15 protein-coding genes are annotated in these 18,799 nt (G+C 70.3%); 4 read left to right on the forward strand and 11 right to left on the reverse strand.

Translation table 11 applies throughout. From position 1 onward, the window contains the following. Positions 1-2: 2 nt before the first annotated feature. Positions 3-1,778 (reverse strand): L-fucose isomerase, encoded by a 1,776-nt coding sequence (locus FK267_RS10330; protein ID WP_141407114.1) that lies wholly within the window; start codon positions 1,776-1,778, stop codon positions 3-5. A gap of 208 nt (positions 1,779-1,986) precedes the next feature. Between FK267_RS10330 and FK267_RS10335 the strand changes: the two genes are divergently transcribed. Continuing rightward, positions 1,987-2,655 (forward strand): class II aldolase/adducin family protein, encoded by a 669-nt coding sequence (locus FK267_RS10335; protein WP_141407115.1) that lies wholly within the window; start codon positions 1,987-1,989, stop codon positions 2,653-2,655. Positions 2,656-2,705: 50 nt separating this feature from the next. Beyond that, positions 2,706-3,266 (forward strand): 16S rRNA (guanine(966)-N(2))-methyltransferase RsmD, encoded by a 561-nt coding sequence (rsmD, locus tag FK267_RS10340; protein WP_141407116.1) that lies wholly within the window; start codon positions 2,706-2,708, stop codon positions 3,264-3,266. A gap of 34 nt (positions 3,267-3,300) precedes the next feature. On the opposite strand, the gene FK267_RS10345 is transcribed toward rsmD, so the two are convergent. Both FK267_RS10345 and FK267_RS10350 read right to left on the reverse strand, forming a co-directional pair. Continuing rightward, on the reverse strand, positions 3,301-5,559 hold the full coding sequence (locus FK267_RS10345) for an ATP-dependent DNA helicase RecG (RefSeq protein ID WP_141407202.1): 2,259 nt from the start codon (positions 5,557-5,559) through the stop codon (positions 3,301-3,303). 164 nt (positions 5,560-5,723) lie between these two features. Beyond that, a complete protein-coding gene (locus FK267_RS10350) occupies positions 5,724-7,676 on the reverse strand; it encodes a DAK2 domain-containing protein (protein WP_141407117.1) in 1,953 nt (650 codons plus the stop codon). 518 nt (positions 7,677-8,194) lie between these two features. On the opposite strand from FK267_RS10350, the gene rpmB reads away from it, so the two are divergent. After that, positions 8,195-8,386 carry a 50S ribosomal protein L28 gene (rpmB, locus tag FK267_RS10355; RefSeq protein WP_003785965.1) on the forward strand — a complete coding sequence of 64 codons (192 nt, stop codon included), beginning with the start codon at positions 8,195-8,197 and terminating at the stop codon, positions 8,384-8,386. Positions 8,387-8,482: 96 nt separating this feature from the next. On the opposite strand, the gene FK267_RS10360 is transcribed toward rpmB, so the two are convergent. The 7 genes from FK267_RS10360 to leuC all read right to left on the reverse strand — a co-directional run bounded on the left by FK267_RS10360 (position 8,483) and on the right by leuC (position 16,571). After that, positions 8,483-9,592 carry a thiamine-phosphate kinase gene (locus FK267_RS10360; RefSeq protein ID WP_141407118.1) on the reverse strand — a complete coding sequence of 370 codons (1,110 nt, stop codon included), beginning with the start codon at positions 9,590-9,592 and terminating at the stop codon, positions 8,483-8,485. Continuing rightward, the gene (locus tag FK267_RS10365; protein ID WP_020991592.1) at positions 9,579-10,745 is read right to left on the reverse strand and encodes a D-alanine--D-alanine ligase family protein; all 1,167 of its coding nucleotides are present in this window, start codon (positions 10,743-10,745) and stop codon (positions 9,579-9,581) included. The genes FK267_RS10360 and FK267_RS10365 overlap by 14 nt, the downstream gene beginning before the upstream one ends. 85 nt (positions 10,746-10,830) lie before the next feature. After that, positions 10,831-11,886: an NAD(P)H-dependent glycerol-3-phosphate dehydrogenase gene (locus FK267_RS10370; RefSeq protein ID WP_070512470.1), complete on the reverse strand. Its 1,056-nt coding sequence runs from the start codon at positions 11,884-11,886 to the stop codon at positions 10,831-10,833. Continuing rightward, positions 11,883-12,650, reverse strand: coding sequence for a lysophospholipid acyltransferase family protein (locus tag FK267_RS10375; RefSeq protein ID WP_141407203.1), 768 nt, complete (start codon positions 12,648-12,650; stop codon positions 11,883-11,885). The genes FK267_RS10370 and FK267_RS10375 overlap by 4 nt, the downstream gene beginning before the upstream one ends. Before the next feature lie 123 nt (positions 12,651-12,773). Further along, positions 12,774-14,096 carry a UDP-N-acetylglucosamine 1-carboxyvinyltransferase gene (gene murA, locus FK267_RS10380; RefSeq protein WP_141407119.1) on the reverse strand — a complete coding sequence of 441 codons (1,323 nt, stop codon included), beginning with the start codon at positions 14,094-14,096 and terminating at the stop codon, positions 12,774-12,776. Positions 14,097-14,343: 247 nt separating this feature from the next. After that, positions 14,344-14,997 carry a 3-isopropylmalate dehydratase small subunit gene (leuD, locus tag FK267_RS10385; RefSeq protein ID WP_004565201.1) on the reverse strand — a complete coding sequence of 218 codons (654 nt, stop codon included), beginning with the start codon at positions 14,995-14,997 and terminating at the stop codon, positions 14,344-14,346. A gap of 80 nt (positions 14,998-15,077) precedes the next feature. Further along, positions 15,078-16,571 (reverse strand): 3-isopropylmalate dehydratase large subunit, encoded by a 1,494-nt coding sequence (gene leuC / locus FK267_RS10390; RefSeq protein ID WP_075378230.1) that lies wholly within the window; start codon positions 16,569-16,571, stop codon positions 15,078-15,080. Positions 16,572-16,775: 204 nt separating this feature from the next. On the opposite strand from leuC, the gene FK267_RS10395 reads away from it, so the two are divergent. Next, complete coding sequence (locus FK267_RS10395) at positions 16,776-17,525, forward strand: IclR family transcriptional regulator (RefSeq protein WP_004565203.1); 750 nt, start codon at positions 16,776-16,778, stop codon at positions 17,523-17,525. A gap of 62 nt (positions 17,526-17,587) precedes the next feature. On the opposite strand, the gene FK267_RS10400 is transcribed toward FK267_RS10395, so the two are convergent. Next, a complete protein-coding gene (locus FK267_RS10400; RefSeq protein WP_141407120.1) occupies positions 17,588-18,730 on the reverse strand; it encodes a glycosyltransferase in 1,143 nt (380 codons plus the stop codon). Positions 18,731-18,799 lie beyond the last annotated feature (69 nt).

The following is an 18,799-nucleotide window of genomic DNA, read 5'->3' on the forward strand; positions in this document are numbered from 1 at the left end:
CGTCAGCGGTAGAGAGGACCGAAGGTGGCGCAGGCCCGGAAGTCGGCGCTCTCGGGCTCGGCGGTGCCGAAGGGCACCCAGGCCTTGGGGCGCAGGATCCTCTCACGCTCGACGTTGTGCATGTAGACGGGGATGCGCAGCATCGAGGCCAGGGTGATGAGGTCGGCGCCGAAGTGCCCATAGCCGGTGGCCGTGTGGTTGGCGCCCCAGTTGGCCATCCAGTCGTAGACGGAGGTGAAGGCGCCCTGGCCGGTCAGGCGCGGGACGAAGAAGGTCGTCGGCCAGGTCGGGTCGGTGCGGTTGACGATCTGGTCGCGCACATCGTCGGGCAGCTCCACGGTCCAGCCCTCGGAGATCTGGAGGACCGGTCCCTGGCCGGCCACGAAGTTCAGGCGGGTCGCGGTGACGGGCATGCCGCCGGCGGTGGTGAAGTGCGTGGAGAAGCCGCCTCCGGGGAAGTACTCGCGGGTGGCGGCGTGGAAGGTGGAGGCCTTCAGATCCGCCTCGATGTCCGCCTCGGTGATCTCCCACCAGTGCTTGATGATGGGGTTGCCCTCGGCGTCCTTCTCCTCGCCGGTGGCGTTGAGGGTGGTGGCCCCGGAGTTGCGCAGGTCGATGAAGCCGTTCTCGGCGCGTCCCTCGAGCTTGTAGCCGGTGACCCGCTCAACGGCCTCGGGACTCCAGTAGGTGCGCACGTCGCTGAAGAGCTGGGGACGGTGAGTCAGGACGGAGTTGAAGAGCATGGCCACGGCGTTGCCGGCGTCACCCTCCGTGGCGAAGACCTTCTCGGGCCGCTTGCCGTTCCAGTCGAAGGTGGTGTTGAGGAAGGTCTCGAGGATGTCGCCGTTGGGCTTGTAGTCGGTCCACTGACGCTGCCCCTGGAAGCCCGCCGCGATGGCGTCGTGCCCCTCGGCCTCCTCGACGAAGCCCAGCTCGGCCAGGGCGGGGTTGCCCTCCATGAGGTCGCGGCCGATGAGGAGCATCTTGATGCAGTAGTCGAACTGCTCGTCATACTCCTCCTGGGTGAAGCGGTTGGCCTCGGGGTTGCGGTTCTCCCCGATGGTGAGGTGCTCCCGGGCCCAGGCCAGGGCGGTCTCGTACTCCTGGTGGTCGTAGATGCCGTGGGCGATACGGCGGTCGATCTCGATCATGTCGATGTACTCGGCCCTCATGCCCAGGTAGTCGACGAAGAACTGCTCGGGAACGCGGCAGCCGGCGATCCCCATGGAGACGGTTCCGATCGAGAGGTAGCTGCGCCCCTTCATGAGGCCGACCCCCAGGGCGGCGCGAGCGTAGCGCAGGATGTTCTCGACGACGTCGTCGGTCAGGCCCGAGTCGTCGGCGTCCTGCACGTCGTGGCCGTAGATGCCGAAGCAGGGGATGCCCAGCATGTTGTAGGCGGCGGCCGCGGCGGCCAGGGTCACGGCCCCGGGGCGCTCGGTGCCGTTGAAGCCCCAGATGGCGTGCGGGATGGAGGGGTCGAGGTCGAGGACCTCGGTGATGTAGTTCCAGGAGGCGGTGACGGTCAGGTCGGCGCACACGTTCTCGGTGCGGAACTGCTCCTTGCAGCGGTTGGCCTCGGCCACGCCTCCGATCGCGGTCTCGGAGATGACGCAGCGCACCGGGCTGCCGTCGGGGTAAGTCAGGCGCGAGGAGATGAGCTCGGCGACATCCTTGGCCAGCTGAGCGGTCTTGTCCTCGAGGGACTCCCTCACGCCACGACGACGTCCGTCAATGAGGGGACGGATTCCGATGGCGGGGTAGGACGCAGCGGACATGGCAAGTTTCCTTTCACTGGGCGACGATGACCAGGACCCACGTCGATGTGAGCGCAAACATAGGATGCCCCTGACCGAACGGTCATGTCAAGCATGAAAACAGAAACGCGAAATCGTAGACATGAGAGCGCCAACATGAGACGATGCCTCGGTACCACTTCTGACGCAACGGGGCGCGCAGCGGTACGCCCCGGGGAAAGAGCCCATCATGCTTCTCAACGACGCTCGACAGCAGATCGCCGATGCCTGCTCCCACTTGTCCGACGACGGCCTGGTCATCGGCACCGCCGGCAACTTGTCCGTTCGGGAGGGGGACCTGGTCGCCATCACCCCCTCGGGGCTGCCCTACCAGGAGATGCGCCCCGACCTGGTCGCCGTGGTCGAGTACGCCACCGGCAAGCAGGTCGAGGGGCCGCTCAAGCCCGCCAGCGAGCTGGACCTGCACCTGACCGCGCTGCGGGCGACCGGACAGATGTCGGTCGTGCACACCCACTCCTATGCGGCCACTACCGTGGCCAGCCTCGAGGGCGTAAGCGCGCTCCCGGCCGTGCACTACTACATCTGCATGTTCGGCGGCAGCGACGTGCGAGTGGCCGACTACGCCATCTACGGCTCCCCCGAGCTGGCCGCCACTGTCGCCAAGGCCCTCAAGGGACGCACCGCGGCCCTCATGAGCAACCACGGATCCGTGGTGACCGGCCCGGACCTGGCCTCCACCTACGTCCTGGCCCAGGAACTGGAGTGGGTCTGCGAGCTCTATCTGCGCACGCTCGCCGTCGGCACCCCCAAGATCCTCACCGACGAGCAGATCGAGGCGGTCGCGTGCAAGATCCGGGACACCGGCTACGGTCAGCACGCCCCAGCCGAGGAGGGCTGAGCGCCGCGGCCACAGGGGACGCGGCCTGCCGGCCGGGTAGGGTCTTCCCCATGACGAGGATCGTGGCCGGAACCGTGGGCGGACGCAGGATCGAGGTGCCCCGGTCCGGGACGCGCCCCACCTCCGAGCGCGTCCGCGAGGCTCTTTTCGCCCGCCTGGATCACTACGGGGTGCTCGACGGCGCCCGGGTGCTGGATCTGTGCGCAGGTTCCGGCGCCTTGGGCCTGGAGGCCGCGAGCCGGGGAGCCGGCGAGGTCACGCTCGTGGACTCCTCGCGCGGTGCGTCGCAGACCTGCCGACGCAACATCCGCTCACTGGGCCTGAGTGGGGTATCGGCGGTGACCGCGAAGGCGGCCGCCTTCCTGGCAGGCCCGGCGGGCGCTCCGGCGGACCTGGTGCTGATCGATCCTCCCTACGAGCTGAGCGAGGAGGAGCTCACCGCGATCCTCACTGCCCTGGTCCGCAGCGAGGATCCGTGGCTGGCGCCGCGCGCCGTCGTCGTCGTCGAGCGTTCGACGCGCTCACCGGAACCCACCTGGCCGGCGGGGCTGGAGCGCTTCGCGGACAAGCGGTACGGCGAGACCACGATCTGGTTCGCCGAACCGGCCTGAGCCGGGGACGCTCCTCGGCCCTCACCCTGGTGCCTCAGGCTCTTTCGAGGAAGGCCTGGGACTCCTCATCGAGACGCTCGACAATCGCTGCGGCCAGGGCCCGGTGGTCGCTCAGCTGAGGATCGGCGGCCACGATCCGCTCGGCCTGACGCCTCGCGGTGGCGATGAGGCGGGCATCGCGGGTCACGCGCAGCAGGTCCAGCCCGGAGGTGCGCCCCGACTGCGAGGCCCCCAGGACGTCACCTTCGCTGCGCAGCTCGAGGTCGGCCTCGGCCAGCGCGAATCCGTCCGTGGTGGAGGCGAAGGCCTTGAGCCGGTGGAAGGCGATGGAGCCGACCTCCGCACCGGTGACCGCCACGCACAGGGACGGCCTGCTGCCACGCCCGACCCGCCCGCGCAGCTGGTGGAGCTGGGACAGTCCGAAGCGCTCGGCGTCCAGGATGACCATCATCGAGGCCTCGGGTACGTCCACCCCCACCTCGATGACGGTGGTGGACACCAGGACCGGGGTGTTGCCCGAGGCGAAGTCGGCCATGGCGGCCGCCTTGTCCTCACCACTCATGCGTCCAGTGAGGACCCCGACGCCGATGCCCCCCAGAGCGGGCTCGCCGGCCAGTCGCTGCCTCCAGTCCTCGACGGCGGCCAGCGGGCGGTCGGGATGCGAACTGTTCCCCTGCTCCGCGAGCGCCTCCTGCTTCGGCCCGTCATCGGTCTCGACAGCCGCCGCGCCGTCCATCGGCGCCTGCCGGGGCTCGTCGTCGACCTCGATCCGTGGGCACACGACGTAGACCCGCCCCCCGGAGGCGACCTCCTTGGCGGCACGCCGCCAGATGCCCTCCACCCAGGAGGTGCGCGACCACGGGACGAGGTGAGTGGGTACAGCGCTGCGCCCGGCGGGCAGCTCGTCCAGGACGGAGGTGGCCAGGTCTCCGAAGACCGTCATGGCGATGGTGCGCGGGATCGGGGTGGCGGTCATGACCAGGAGGTGGGGCGTGTGGGTCTGTCCAGTGGCCGGGTCGATCAGACCGCCGCGCTCGCGCAGGGCGTCGCGCTGGGCGACGCCGAAACGGTGCTGCTCATCGACGACGACCAGGCCGAGGAAGGGGATCTGCACCGTGTCGGACAGCAGGGCGTGGGTACCCACGACGATCGCCGGCTCACCGGCGGCCAGATCGGTGAGGATCCGACGGCGCTGAGCGGCGAGGGTGGAGCCGGTCAGCAGGTGGACGCAGGTGGCGCGTTCGGCGCCGCCAAGCATCCCGAGGCGGGCCATGGGCCCCAGGACCGCCTCCAGTGAGGAGTGGTGCTGGGCGGCGAGGACCTCGGTGGGGGCCAGGAGGGCGGCCTGCCCGCCACCTCCGACCACCTGGAGCATGGCGCGCAAGGCCACGAGGGTCTTACCGCTTCCCACGTCGCCCTGAAGAAGGCGCTGCATGGGAACGGTGCGGGCCAGGTCGGCGGAGATCTCCTCACCGACCCGCTTCTGCCCGGCGGTCAGGTCGTAGGGCAGGCGGGCGTCGAGGTCCACTCTCAGGGAGCCCTCCGCCTCCGGGACGGGCCAGGCGACCGCGGTGCATGTCGCCTCATGATGGGCTCGACGCTGGGCCAGGGCGACCTGCAGGATGAGGGCCTCCTCGTGGCGCAGCCGTTTCCGGGCAGCTTTCCACTGCCCGGAGTCCTCGGGCCGGTGCACCCAGCGGTAGGCGGTGTAGGCGTCGACCAGCTCCGCCTCGCGCCGCAGCTCCTCGGGGAGGGGGTCGGCGACGTCGCCCGGCTCCAGCTGGTCCAGGACGCTGCGCACCGCCTTGGCCACCAGCCAGGACGGGAGGGCCTCCGTGCCGGGGTAGATGGGCATGGGTCGGGCCAGCAGGGCCGCGCGCTCGTCCTCATCGAGCTCGTCGAGGACGTACAGGCGCGGGTTGGACAGCTGCTTGCGTCCACGGTGGAGTCCCACCTTGCCGCTGAGCAGGACGGTGGTTCCGGGGGCCAGCTGAGCGGCTCGGGCGCGCATCTGGCCGGCCGCACCGAACTGGACGAGGTCCATGGTGGAGGCGCCGTCGGTGACGGTGGCCTCCATGAGGGCCGGGACCCGTCCGGAGCGGGTGCGCCGGGAGGAGGCGCGCACGACCTGGGCCTGGATGGTGGCCTGCTCGCCCTCGACGAGGGTGCGCATATCGGTCAGCTCCCCCCAGGTGTCGTAGCGCCGGGGCAGCAGGCGCAGCAGATCCGCCCCGGTCTCCACCCCCTGCTTGGCGAGCTGTGCGGCCGTGCGCTTGCCCACGAGCCGGGTCACGGGACGCTCGAGCAGGCCGACGCTGCCAGGACGGGGCGTGCAGGGTGAGCGATCAGACGAGCCGGACACGGCCCCACCCTATGACGAAGAAGCCTGGGAGCCCTTCATGACCCGAGGCGCTTGCATATGCGGGCGCCTCGAGGCATGGCAGCACGCAGAGAGGGCTACTCGATGGCGATGAGGACGTCGGGGTGCTCCTGGCCGCCGGCATGGACAGCGACCTCCACGTCCTCGCCGACCACGTGCCCCCGGGCCCCCACCGCCGCGCTGGCGGCCAGGGCACCGACGTCGCGGCCGGCATTGCGGCCGGTGATGACGGTGAGCAGCTCATCGGAGGGCCGCAGCGCCGAGGCCACGGCGCGAGCCACGGCCTCACCGTCGGCCTGGGCCCCGTTGAGGGCGATGGTGCGCAACCCCGCGGCGGCGCTCCAGGCGCGGCGGGCCAGCTCGGCCAGCTCTGCCTCCTCGCCCCTGCCGGCAAGGGCCACCGCGGCGGCCAGGACCCGGGCCTCGTCGTCGGTGTCGCATACGAGGAGCTGAATGCCCTCGGCCTCATAACGCTCCGAGGACACCCCGGCGCGGGCGGTCTCTCGAGCGGCGCCCGTCTTGCGGGTGGTACCCACCGGAGGGCGGACGGTGGAGACGGCGGAGCGGGCCGCCAGGAAGCGGGCGGCATCGTGGGCCGCCTCGGTGCAGGCGGCGTCACAGGGCAGCACGATGACCTGGGAGGACCCCAGGTCCGCTGCGGCACGGGCGATCCCCTCCCGGTCCGGGTTGAGGACGACGGCGGCGTCGGAGCGGGCGAGCTGCTCGATGAGCCCGGGAGCCCGGGTACAGGCGATGACACCGACACCGGACTGCCGTGAGCGCACGGCCAGATGCGGGGCCTGCGCCGGTGCGGGACGGGGAGCGGCCGCCTGGGAGGGATGCATGCGCACCGACTGCGCCTTGCGCTCGGCCCGGCGCGCGGCCAGGCGCTCGAAGGAGACCACGTGCCCCGTGGGGTCCGAGTCGAACGCCTCCCACGGAGAGGGCGGCTCGTCCGTGGGGCTCACCAGGGCTGTGGGGTGGAGGTGGTGGATGCAGATCTGCCGGGCACGGCCCGCGTGCGGCAGAGCGGCACGCGGAGTGTCAGTGTGGACGTGGACCTGGTAGAGGCCCACCCCCAGGGCGTCCGGGGTGCCGACGACGCCCACCGAGTCGCCGATGCGCTCCAGATCCCGACGCAGCTGACCGGCCTGGACTGCAGTCGCCTCCAGCAGATACATCACCTCGAACTCGCCGGTGGACATGCCCAAGGGCTCGGGACCGACGCTGTGCGGAACCCCGCCGGCGGCCAGGTCGGTGAGCATCTGGCGGGCGACGGCGGTGTAGGGGGCGTGCTCGTCGGCGTCCTCGTGGCCCTGGCGCAGCTCTGGGGCCTCAGTCGCCCCGCGGCCGGCGTCCTGCATCGCGTCGATGGTGTCCGACAGACAGGTCAGCAGCAGCATGAAGGCCGCTCCCCCGGCATCCACCGGGCCGTGTCCGAGGCCGGAGGTCTCCACAACGGACTCCTGGGCGCCGAAGGCGGCGGCGGCGGCGATGAGGCTCAGGGTGGCGGGCGAGCTCGCCGTCGCCTCCTCCAGGGCGGAGCGGGCCGCCGTGGCCGCGTCCCGGGCGACCGACAGCAGGGTCCCCGAGACCGGACGGGAGACCGCGGCCCAGGTGGTGTCCGCCATGGCCTCGTAGACGTGGACAAGCTCGACGGGACGCAGGCCGGTGGGGTCGGGGGCCTCGGCGCAGACATCTGCGAAGGCGGCCAGGGCCTGGGAGACCAGAAGACCCGAGTTCCCGCGGGCTCCCCGGACGGCGCCGTCAGCTGCGGCCCGGGCCACCTGGGCGGCATCAGCGGCCCGGCCCAGGCGATGGAGGGCGTCGGAGGCCGAGCGCAGGGTGAGCAGGACGTTGGTTCCGGTATCCGCGTCCGGCACGGGGAAGACATTGAGGACATCGACCAGATCCCGGGTCTGATCGGCAACGATCTCCGCCAGCGCGATCCAACGCCGCACTGCGGCCCCCTGCAGCACATGGGCCCCTGAGACAGGGGTAACGGGGCGATGTCCTTGAGACTGCGCCATCTTCGCCTCCCCTGGGTCCCGGCTACGACCAGCACACCATGTGTGTCACGCTGTGAACACCTTCTGTTCCATTGCATGATCTGCATATGTGCAGGCGTTCAGCGAGCCTGGTTCATGGCTGGGCCGAGCCTTCGGTTTGATATGTGGTTTTAGAGTACCGTCCCAGGCACATTCCTCCCACCGGAGCGAGGCGCACGGACAAGGACCGTGCTCTCAGCGACGCAGAGCCGAAAGGGCACTCAGGCCACCGGCACGCTGGTCAGGCCGCTACCACCACACCCACCTGAGACACACGTTCTTTGATCAGTGAGATACAACACACTATCGACTCACTCTACCCTTACTCCTCGGGTTCCATACAGAGCAGCATGTGCCCGAACGCACGCCAAGGCGGCTTGGGGCGCCGCACACGGGTCCGCTATTGTGTTCGGGTTGCCCGGCGCCCCGCGCCTGGGCGGTAAGACCTGGCGCCAGGCATCAGCCTGAGCGTTGAAGCATTGAAGATCAGGAGTGAGACCGTGGCTGCTGTGTGCGACGTTTGCGGCAAGGGCCCCATCTTCGGCAAGAGCGTCTCGCACTCCCACGTGCGGACCAACCGCCGGTGGAACCCCAACATCCAGCGTGTGCGTGCTCTCGTCAACGGCGCCCCCAAGCGCCTCAACGTGTGCACGTCCTGCCTCAAGGCCGGGAAGGTGACGCGCAACATCTGAGCGCATCATCTCGAGTCCTTCGAGCACGAGGCCGCCGCTGCGCAAGCAGTCGGCGGCCTTTGTCGCACCCCATGTCCCTCAACGGGTGACGGCCCGTCAGGCGTGAGAGAAGTGGTCCCAGCCGGTGTGCTCCCGCGCGGGTTCTCCTGCCAGCAGGACACCCGGTCGGTGCCCCAGTACCCGGGCCGGTGAGGACTGCGGACTCAGGACCCGGCCGATCACCCGAGCGCCGGCGGGCAGCCGATCAAGAGCGTGCGCCGGGACGGTGGCAAGCAGTCCGTGGTCCTCTCCCCCGGTGAGCAGCCAGCTGCGAGCCAGGGCGTGAGCGGCCGATCCGTCACAGCCGCTCACGAGCGCAGCCACCGGCTCGAGGAAGGACGCGTCCGGCAGGTCGCCAGGATCGTCGAGGTCGATGACGACGCCGCTGGCACGGGCGATCCGACCGGCATCCCGCAGCAGCCCGTCGGAGACGTCCAGCATGGAGGTGGCGCCGGCCCGTGCCAGGTCGCGGCCCGCAGCCAGGGGCGGGGCGGGGGCACGGAAGGCCTCGATGCAGGCCCAAGCCTGCGGGTACTCCTGACCTGAAGGAACAACGGCTCCCGAACCTGATGCGCAGTCAGAGCCCGCACTGAGCAGGGCGAGCCCCGCCGCGCTACGCCCCAGGGTTCCGACGTGCACCACGGCGTCGCCGTGCCGGGCTCCGCTTCGCAGAACCGGGGCTCTGCCCTCGAGGTCGCCCAGGACCGTGACGGACACGATCAGCGAGTCACCGGAACTGAGGTCACCGCCCACGACGCCCGCCCCGCAGGGCTCACAGCCCTGGGCCAGTCCCCGGGCGAAGTCCCGTACCCAGCCGACCGGGGTGGACGCAGGCAAGACCAGGCCGACGACCAGCGCGACGGGCCTGGCCCCCATGGCGGCGGCGTCGGCCAGGTTCTGGGCCGCGGCCCTGGCCCCGACGTCGCGGCCCGTGGACCAGTCGGTGCGGAAGTGACGCCCCTCGACCAGGACGTCGGTGCTCACGGCCGTGCGCGAGTCTGGGAAGGACAGGACCGCGCAGTCGTCCCCCGTGCCGACGGGGGTCTGCGGCCCCCGGGGCAGGAGGGGGGTGATGACGGCGAGGAGCTCCTCCTCGCTGAGGTCACCGACCCGTGCGCCCTGCCCCGCTGCCTCTGCGCCGGCCGGGGCCGGCTCAGCGGTTGACATCGGTGGAGCGGGCCACGGCCAGCTCAATGAGCTCGGAGACCAGCTCGGTATAGCCCAGGCCGGAGACCTGCCACATGTAGGGGTACATGGAGAAGGGGGTGAATCCGGGCATCGTGTTGATCTCGTTGACCACTGCCTCACCAGCATCAGTGAGGAAGAAGTCGACCCGGGCCAGTCCCTCGCAGCCGAGCGCCTCGAAGGCCCGGGCGGCGGTGTCCATGAGGAGATCGCGCGCCTCGGGGCCGATGCGCGCCGGGCACACCATGGCCACGGCGTCGTGGGCCAGGTACTTGGTCTCGTAGTCGTAGAACTCGCCTGCGCCCTGGGAGGCGTCCATGGCGATCTCGCCGGGCTCGGCCACCCGGGGGGCGTCGTCGCCGCGGCCCTGAAGGACGGCGACCTCGACCTCGCGTCCCACGATGCCGCTCTCCACGAGGACCTTGGGGTCGACCGCGCGGGCCGCCTCGATGGCCCCGGCCAGGTCCTCGGGGCGGTCGACCTTGCTGATGCCCAGGGAGGAGCCGGCGCGGGCGGGCTTGACGAACAGGGGGTAGGTCAGGGACCGGCAGGCCTCCAGGATCGCCTCGGGGTCGCGCTTCCAGGCATGGGGGCCGACGACGACGTGCGGCGCCGTGGCGATGCCCGCGGCCCCCAGGAGCACCTTGGTGACCTGCTTGTCCATGCCCGCGGCACTGGCCAGCACCCCGCAGCCGACGTAGGGAATGCCCATCATCTCCAGCATGCCCTGGATGGTCCCGTCCTCGCCGTAGGGCCCGTGCAGCAGCGGCAAGACGACATCGACCCGCCCCAGGATCTCAGGCCCCGTGGGGCCGAGCACCGTGAGCTCGCCGCCTCCCAGGGGTGCGGTGAGTCTCCCGCGTCCCAGGCCCTCGGCGGTGATGGTCACCGGGGGGCGGTTGTCGCTGAGCTCGAGGGCGGCCGGATCATCCTCGACGAGCAGCCACTGGCCCTCGGGGGTGATGCCCACCGGAAGGACCTCGTAGCGGTCGCGGTCGATGGCTGACAGGACACCGGCGGCGGTGGCGCAGGAGATCGTGTGCTCACCGCTGCGTCCGCCGAAGACGACGGCAACACGCACGGTGGACTTGTCAGAACTGGGCACGGAGGGGCCGGTTTCCTGGAGGGCTGTCATAGGTCCCACGCTACCGCGCTGCGCCCGACATACTGATAATGCACAACGAACCCGGGATAAAGCAGGCCTCCACACCCCTGGGAGGCTAGGCCTGCGACGGTGCCGCGTGCACGCCCTCGGACTTGCGGGGACGAGCCAACAGCGCGTCAGTGACCTGCGCAACGCTGGCGGCGCCCTCGACGACGGTGACGACCCCGGCGGTGATGGGCATGTCCACGCCGTGGGCCCGGGCCAGGTCCAGGACGGCGCGGGCCGACTTGGCGCCCTCGGCCACGCCCCGGGAGGCCGCAGCGGCCTCGGCCACGCTCATCCCCTCGCCGAGGTGGCGGCCGAAGGTCTGGTTGCGGCTCAAGGGCGAGGAGCAGGTGGCCACCAGGTCCCCCATGCCGGCCAGCCCGGAGAAGGTCTCCGGGCGAGCCCCGAGCTTGAGGCCCAGCCGGGTGATCTCCACCAGGCCCCGGGTGATGATCGTGGCCTTGGAGTTGTCCCCCAGGCCCCGGCCCGCGGCCGCGCCGACGGCCAGGGCGATGACGTTCTTGACCGCCCCGCACAGCTCGACGCCCAGGACGTCGGTGTTGGTGTAGGGACGGAAGGTGCCGGTGGCGCACAGTGAGGCGATCCGGGCGGCGACCTGCTCGTCGTCGGCGGCCACGACGGTGGCGGTGGGCTGGCCCGCAGCGATCTCGTCGGCGAGGTTGGGGCCGGAGACGACCACAACGCGGGAGGAGTCGATGCCCAGGGCCTCAGCCAGGACCTCGCTCATGCGCAGCCCGGTACCCAGCTCGATGCCCTTCATGAGGGAGACGGCCACGGCGTCGTCGGCCAGGGCGCCCCTGAGGGGCTCCAGGACCCTCCGGGCCTCCTGGGAGGGCACGGCCACGACGACAATGCTCGCCCCCGTGACGGCCTGGGCCAGGTCGGTGGTCGCATTCAGGCCCTGCGGCAGACGGTGACCGGGGACGTAGCGCTCGTTGGTGCCGGCATTGATCTCCTCGGCCACCTCCCGGCGCCGGGCCCAGATCGTCGTGGGCGTACCGGCCTGGGCCAGGAGGCTGGCGAAGGTGGTGCCCCAGGCTCCTGAACCGATGACGGCCGCGGCCGGGCGCAGCGGCGCACTCGATGCGGGTTCGACGCCGTTCACTGCCCCTCCTCCCGAGTGTCGGCCTCAGGCAACGGGTCGGGGCGGCGCACGCCGATCTTCCCCTTACCGGGGTCGCCGTCGTAGTGCATGTCGAAGGGACGGGGGGCCTTCTCCCCGCGGAGCTCCTCCACCAGGGAGGTGATGGCACGCATGATCTCGGCGGTGCAGGCGCGCACGGCCTCGCGGTCCTGGGTGTCCTGCCCGAAGTGGGACAGGTCCATGAGCTCACCGATGGTGACGCGCACGTCCTTGCGGGGGAAGGGGTGGAAGGAACGCCCGTAAGTGTCCAGGATCTCGTGAGCGCCCCACTGCCCCATGGGCAGGACGGGAGCGCCGCTGGTCATGGCGAGCCGGGCCGCCCCGGTCTTGGCCACCATCGGCCACTTGAGGGGGTCGCGGGAGAGCGTGCCCTCGGGGAAGATCATGATGGCGCCGCCGTCGGCCAGGACCTCACTGGCGGCCTTGAGGGCCGTGGCCGCGTTCTGGGTGCCCCGCTGGACCGGGATCTGGCCGCCGGCCCGCAGGATGGAGCCGAGCACCGGCACCTTGAACAGGGTGGACTTGGCCAGCGAGTAGACGGGGACATCGGCATCGACCAGGGCTCGCATGGCCGTGAGCGAGTCGAGGTCGGTCAGGTGGTTCGCCACGGCGATGAAGCCGCCCTCGCGGGGGATGTTCTCCAGGCCGCTCACCGACTGCCGGGAGACCATCTTGAGGAACGGGATGATCGCCCCGCGCGCGGCGAAGCGGTAGAACGGGGTCATGGGACGTGTTGCAGGCACGGGTGAACTCTATCCGCTTCAGCGCTCTGAACGCGGCCGTCCGAGCCGGGCCCTCGGCCCGCACTGCCCTGGCCTCGCGAATCCTCGGGCAGGGACCGGCCTGCCTCAGGCCAGGCGGGTGACGGCGGCGTTGAGGGACTCCAGCTTGGACATGAAGTGCTCGTAGCCGCGGTCGATGAGGTTGACGCCCTCGACCCGGCTGGTGCCCTCGGCGGTCAGGGCCGCGATGAGGTGGGAGAAGCCGCCGCGCAGGTCGGGCACGACGATGTCGGCACCGGTCAGCGGCGTGGGCCCGGAGATGACCGCGGAGTGGTAGAAGTTGCGCTGGCCGAAGCGGCACTCGGTACCGCCCAGGCACTCGCGGTAGACCTGGATGGTGGCCCCCATCTTGCACAGGGCACCGGTGAAGCCGAAGCGGTTCTCGTAGACGGTCTCGTGGACGATGGACAGGCCCTGGGCCTGGGTGAGCGCCACGACGAGGGGCTGCTGCCAGTCGGTCATGAAGCCGGGGTGGACGTTGGTCTCCACCACGATCGACTTCAGGTCACCGCCGGGGTGGTAGAAGCGGATGCCCTCATCGGTGACGTCGAAGGCGCCCCCCACCTTGCGGAAGGTGTTGAGGAAGGTGGTCATGTGGCTCTGGTGGGCTCCACGCACGAACACGTCCCCGCGAGTGGCCAGGGCGGCCGAGGCCCAGGAGGCGGCCTCGATACGGTCCGGCAGGGCCGAGTGGGTGTAGCCGCACAGCTCGTCGACGCCCTCGACGTGGATGGTGCGGTCGGTGTCCACCGAGATGATGGCGCCCATCTTCTGCAGGACGTCGACCAGGTCCATGATCTCGGGCTCGACGGCGGCATTGCGCAGCTCGGTCAGTCCGTGCGCGCGCACAGCGGTGAGCAGGGTCTGCTCGGTGGCTCCGACCGAGGGGTAGGGAAGCTCGATGACGGTTCCCTTGAGACCGTGTGGCGCGGTGAGCCGGATGCCCTGGGCCTGCTTGTCGACCGCGGCGCCGAACTGGCGCAGGATCTCCAGGTGGAAGTCGATGGGGCGGTCACCGATGCGGCACCCGCCCAGGTCGGGGATGAAGGCCTCCCCCAGGCGGTGCAGGAGCGGACCGCAGAAGAGGATCGGGATGCGCGAGGAGCCGGCGTGCGCGTCAATGTCGGCCATGTGGGCCGACTCGACCTTGGACGGGTCCAGCTGGAGGACGCCTTCGCGCTGGTCGTAGTCGATGCTCACGCCGTGCAGGCTCAGCAGCCCCGAGACCACGTCGACGTCACGAATGAGCGGGACGTTGCGCAGCACTGAGGGAGTCGACCCCAGCAGCGCCGCCACCATCGCCTTGGGAACCAGGTTCTTGGCTCCGCGGACGGTGATCTCACCAGTCAGCGGGCGACCACCCTCGACCTGGAGCAGACCGTCGACCATGCACACCTCCATGACGTCATCTGGGCGTGCCGCGCGCGTGAGCCGCTCACCCATCCCCGCGCAGGCGCGCGAGGCCGTCCCAGCATAAGCGCACCGAAGGGGCTCCCAGGACCTTTTTCAGGACCGTATCAGGTGGCCTTCGACTCACAGAAAGCGCCGATTAATCCCACCCAACTCCGTGCCAATATCGATGAAACTCGCAGGACGAGCTTGTCCGTGCTCCCGTTGCCGGCTCTCCCGGCCCCACTCAGGGCCGGGGCATATCCGCGGCCCGCGCCGAGACGACCTCCTGGGCCGGCAGGTGCTTGGCCGGCAGGGTGCGCGGCTTGAAGGCCGGGCGGGCCTCCTCGTAGGCTCGAATGGCGTCTTCCTGGGTGAGGGTCAGGGAGATATCGTCGAGTCCCTCCATGAGAATCCAGCGCACGTAGTCGTCGATGGAGAAGGCACACCGGAAGGAACCGGCCTCGACCGTGCGGTTCTCCAGGTCCACCGTCACCTCGGTGCCCGGCTCGGTCTCGAGGATCTTCCACAGCTGCTCGCAGTCCTCCTGGGAGACCACGCCGGCCACCAGCCCCTGCTTGCCTGCATTGCCGCGGAAGATGTCGGCGAAGCGGGGCGCCAGGACGACCTTGAAGCCGTAGTCCTTGAGCGCCCACACGGCATGCTCCCGCGAGGAGCCCGTACCGAAGTCAGGACCGGCGACGAGCACCGAGGCCCGCTTGTAGGCCTCCTGGTTGAGGATGAAGTCGGGCTCACCGGCCCTCCAGGAGGCGAACAGGGCGTCGTCGAAGCCCGTGCGGGTGATGCGCTTGAGATACACCGCCGGGATGATCTGGTCGGTGTCGACGGCGCTGCGCCGCAACGGGGCGCCGATGCCGGTGTGTCGGATGAACTTGTCCACGGTCGTTGAGCTCCTTGCCTCTACTCGGCCCTACCGGGCCTGTCCTCGCCTGTATGCCTTCATCTCCTGCACGCCGGCCCCTACTGGACGGTTGCCTCAGGCGCGGCGGAGACCGGCGCAATCGCCGGGACCGTCGGGATATCGCCCGAGTCCTGCGTGGCCTCAGGACGCGGCGGCAGGTCTCCCGGGGCCGACAGCGCCCCGCGCACGGCGGTGGCCGCGGCGACGACAGGCGAGACGAGGTGGGTTCGTCCACCCTTTCCTTGACGCCCCTCGAAGTTGCGGTTGGAGGTGGAGGCCGCACGCTCCCCGGAGGAGAGCTTGTCGGGGTTCATGGCCAGGCACATGGAGCAACCGGCGTTGCGCCACTCGGCACCGAAGCTCGTGAAGACCCGGTCCAGGCCCTCGGCCTCGGCCTGCAGACGCACTCGGGCCGAGGCCGGTACCACGAGCATGCGCAGCCCCTCGGCCTTCTTGCGCCCGCGCACCACCTCGGCGGCGGCCCGCAGGTCCTCGATACGGCCGTTGGTGCACGAGCCGATGAAGACGGTGTCGACCTTGATGTCGCGCAGAGGCGTTCCCGGAACGAGGTCCATGTACTCCAGGGCCCGTTCGGCGGCCAGCCGCTCGGTGGCGTCGGCGATGTCCTCGGGGTCGGGGACCCGCGCGGACAGCGGCAGACCCTGTCCGGGATTGGTTCCCCAGGTGACGAAGGGCTCGATGTCCTCGGCCTGCAGCACCACCTCGGTGTCGAAGACGGCGTCGGGATCGGTGCGCAGGCTGGACCAGTACTGCACGGCGGCGTCCCAGTCCTCGCCGACGGGGGCGTGAGGACGGCCCTTGAGGTAGTCGAAGGTGGTCTGATCCGGGGCGATCATGCCGGCCCGGGCCCCACCCTCGATGCTCATGTTGCAGATCGTCATCCGGGCCTCCATCGAGAGCTGCTCGATGGCCCGCCCGCGGTACTCGATGACGTGCCCCTGGGCCCCGTTGGTGCCGATCTTGGCGATGATGGCCAGGATGATGTCCTTGGCCCCGCTGCCCGAGGGCAGGTCCCCGTCAATGGTGACGCTCATCGTCTTGAAGGGGGCGATGGGCAGGGTCTGGGTGGCCAGGACGTGCTCGACCTGGGAGGTACCGATACCGAAGGCGAGGGCCCCGAAGGCGCCGTGAGTGGAGGTGTGGGAGTCACCGCAGACCACGGTCATGCCGGGCTGGGTCAGGCCCAGCTGCGGACCGACGGCGTGGACGATCCCCTGGTCGGCATCCCCCAGGGAGTGCAGCCGTACCCCGAACTCGGCGCAGTTAGCGCGCAGGGTCTCGATCTGAGCACGGCTGGTGACGTCGGCGATCGGCAGGTCGATGTCCACAGTGGGGGTGTTGTGGTCCTCGGTGGCGATCGTCAGGTCGGGACGACGCACCGGGCGCCCGGCCAGTCGCAGCCCCTCGAAGGCCTGGGGGCTGGTGACCTCGTGGACCAGGTGAAGGTCGATGTACAGCAGGTCGGGGGCGCCATCGCTACCCTTGGACACCACATGATCGCGCCAGACCTTCTCGGCGAGAGTCATTCCCATCGACTTCATCCTCTCAGCAACAGTGTTCCCGATCCGCCCGCACTCAGCAGCGCCCGACGACGCCACTGACTCGCGCAGACCGCACGAGGCGGGGCCGCGCCGCATCCGAGGCCATAGCCTTGGCCTGAAGGATGCTGACACTGCGCCGCTTCCCTGGCGGACCCTAACTTGAAATCTCATACCTTGAAATGCCAGTATCAGATTATGGACAGCCCCTCAGAGAACTCCCCGGAGAACGACAGCAGCGGCGTCGGCGTCATCGACAAGGCGGCCCTCGTGATGAGCGCACTGGAGTCGGGGCCGGCGACCCTGGCCCAGCTCGTGTCCACCACACACCTGGCCCGCCCCACGGCTCACCGCATCGCGGTCGCCCTGGAGTTCCACCGCCTGGTCACCCGCGACTCCCAGGGACGCTTCATTCTGGGCCCCAGGCTCACCGAGCTGGCCAGCGCCGCAGGAGAGGACCATCTCCTGTCCGCCGCCGGGCCGGTGCTGGCGGCTCTGCGCGACAAGACCCACGAGTCGGCGCAGCTCTACCGCCGCCAGGGGGACGTGCGCATCTGCGTGGCCAATGCCGAGCGCCCGATCGGGCTGCGTGACTCCATTCCCGTGGGCGCCACCATGTCCATGCAGGGCGGCTCGGCGGCCCAGGTGCTTCTCGCCTGGGAGGAGCCCGACCGCCTGCACCGGGGCCTGGTAGGAGCCCGCTTCACCGCCACCATGCTCTCAGCGGTCCGACGTCGGGGGTGGGCTCAGTCAGTTGGGGAGCGCGAGCCCGGGGTCGCCTCCGTCTCGGCGCCGGTACGCGGTCCCGGAGGCAAGGTCGTGGCCGCGATCTCGATCTCAGGACCCATCGAGCGGATGGGGCGTCAGCCCGGCCGGGTTCACGGACACGTGGTCATGGCCGCGGCGCGTCGGCTCTCCGAGGTGCTCACCGACACCAGTACCGTCTGACGGAGGTCGCACCTCATTCCCACCCTCGCGGTGACTGCGGCACCCCACCGCCCCTCAGGCCCTCAGGCACCGACCAGGGCGATGGCACGCCGGTAGGCATCGACGTGCATCTGCACCACAGTGCCCCACTCGGGCAAGGGGACGTTCTCATAGTTGTGGGTCTTGATGCGCTCGAGCAGCTCGTCGTCCCCCAGGAGGCTGGCGAGCTCGCGGCCCAGATCGGCGTCATCGTCGGCAAGAAGGCCATCGACGCCGTCGGCGATGAAGTCGCGCACCCCGCTGGAGCGCATAGCGACGACGGCCAGCCCCGCACTGCGGGCCTCCAGGGTGGAGATGCCGAAGGACTCGGCGGGCGAGGTCTGCAGGTAGATGTCTGCGCGTGTGAAGGCCTGGGCGAGCTCAGTGCGCTCGACGCGCCCCACGAGCTCGATGCGGTCGGCCAGGCCGGACTCGGCAACCTCCCGGGTGAGTCGCTCACGCAGCGGGCCGTCCCCGTAGATCTTGAGGATCGCATCGGTGCCGGGGGTGCTCCTGACCGCCTGAGCGAAGGCGCGCACGACCTGCAGGGGGCGCTTGCGCTCAACCCATCGCAGAGAGGCCACGACCGTGACCGGCCGGTGAGGCCGTCGTTCCTGGGGGCCGGGGCGCTCCAGGTGCCAGTCCTCGACGGTGATGCCATTGGGTAGAACGGTGACGGGGTCGCCAGCGCCGGCGCGGCGGACCTGGGCGGCGAGCATGGAGGACACGGCCGTCAGGTCGGCGCCGCCGCGCTGCCACAGCCGCACGGGACTGACGGGCCCCAGCGCTCCCGCCACGCGCGCCCAGGGTCCCAGGACGCAGTGGAAGGTGACGGCCAGCGGGAGCCGCGCTCGTCGGGCGGCGGCGATGCCGGACCAGGCGAAGGGTGAGACGACGCCGACGTGGGCGTGAACGACGTCGGGGCGCAGGCGGGACAGGAGGTCGTCGAGCTCGCGGCCGGCTCGAGGATGAACGGGCAGCTCACTGGGCAGATGCGCGGTGGTGCGGTAGACAGGGAAGCCGTCAGCCCTTTCGACGCTGCGGCCACGACCGTCACCGACGGGCGTGGCGGTGACGACGGCGGGCTCGTGGCCGGCCAGCTTCAGGTTGCGGGCGAGATCCCGCACCTGAGTCTCGATGCCGCCCAGCCTGGGCGCATAGCAGTCGGAGACGATGAGGACGCGCATGGCTTCAAGTCTGCCACGTCCTGCTTGGGCGTACGTCCCTGACGGAACCCTCACACCGCGCAGGCCCTC

This window comes from Actinomyces oris (genome assembly GCF_006546825.1).
Taxonomy (GTDB): domain Bacteria; phylum Actinomycetota; class Actinomycetes; order Actinomycetales; family Actinomycetaceae; genus Actinomyces; species Actinomyces oris.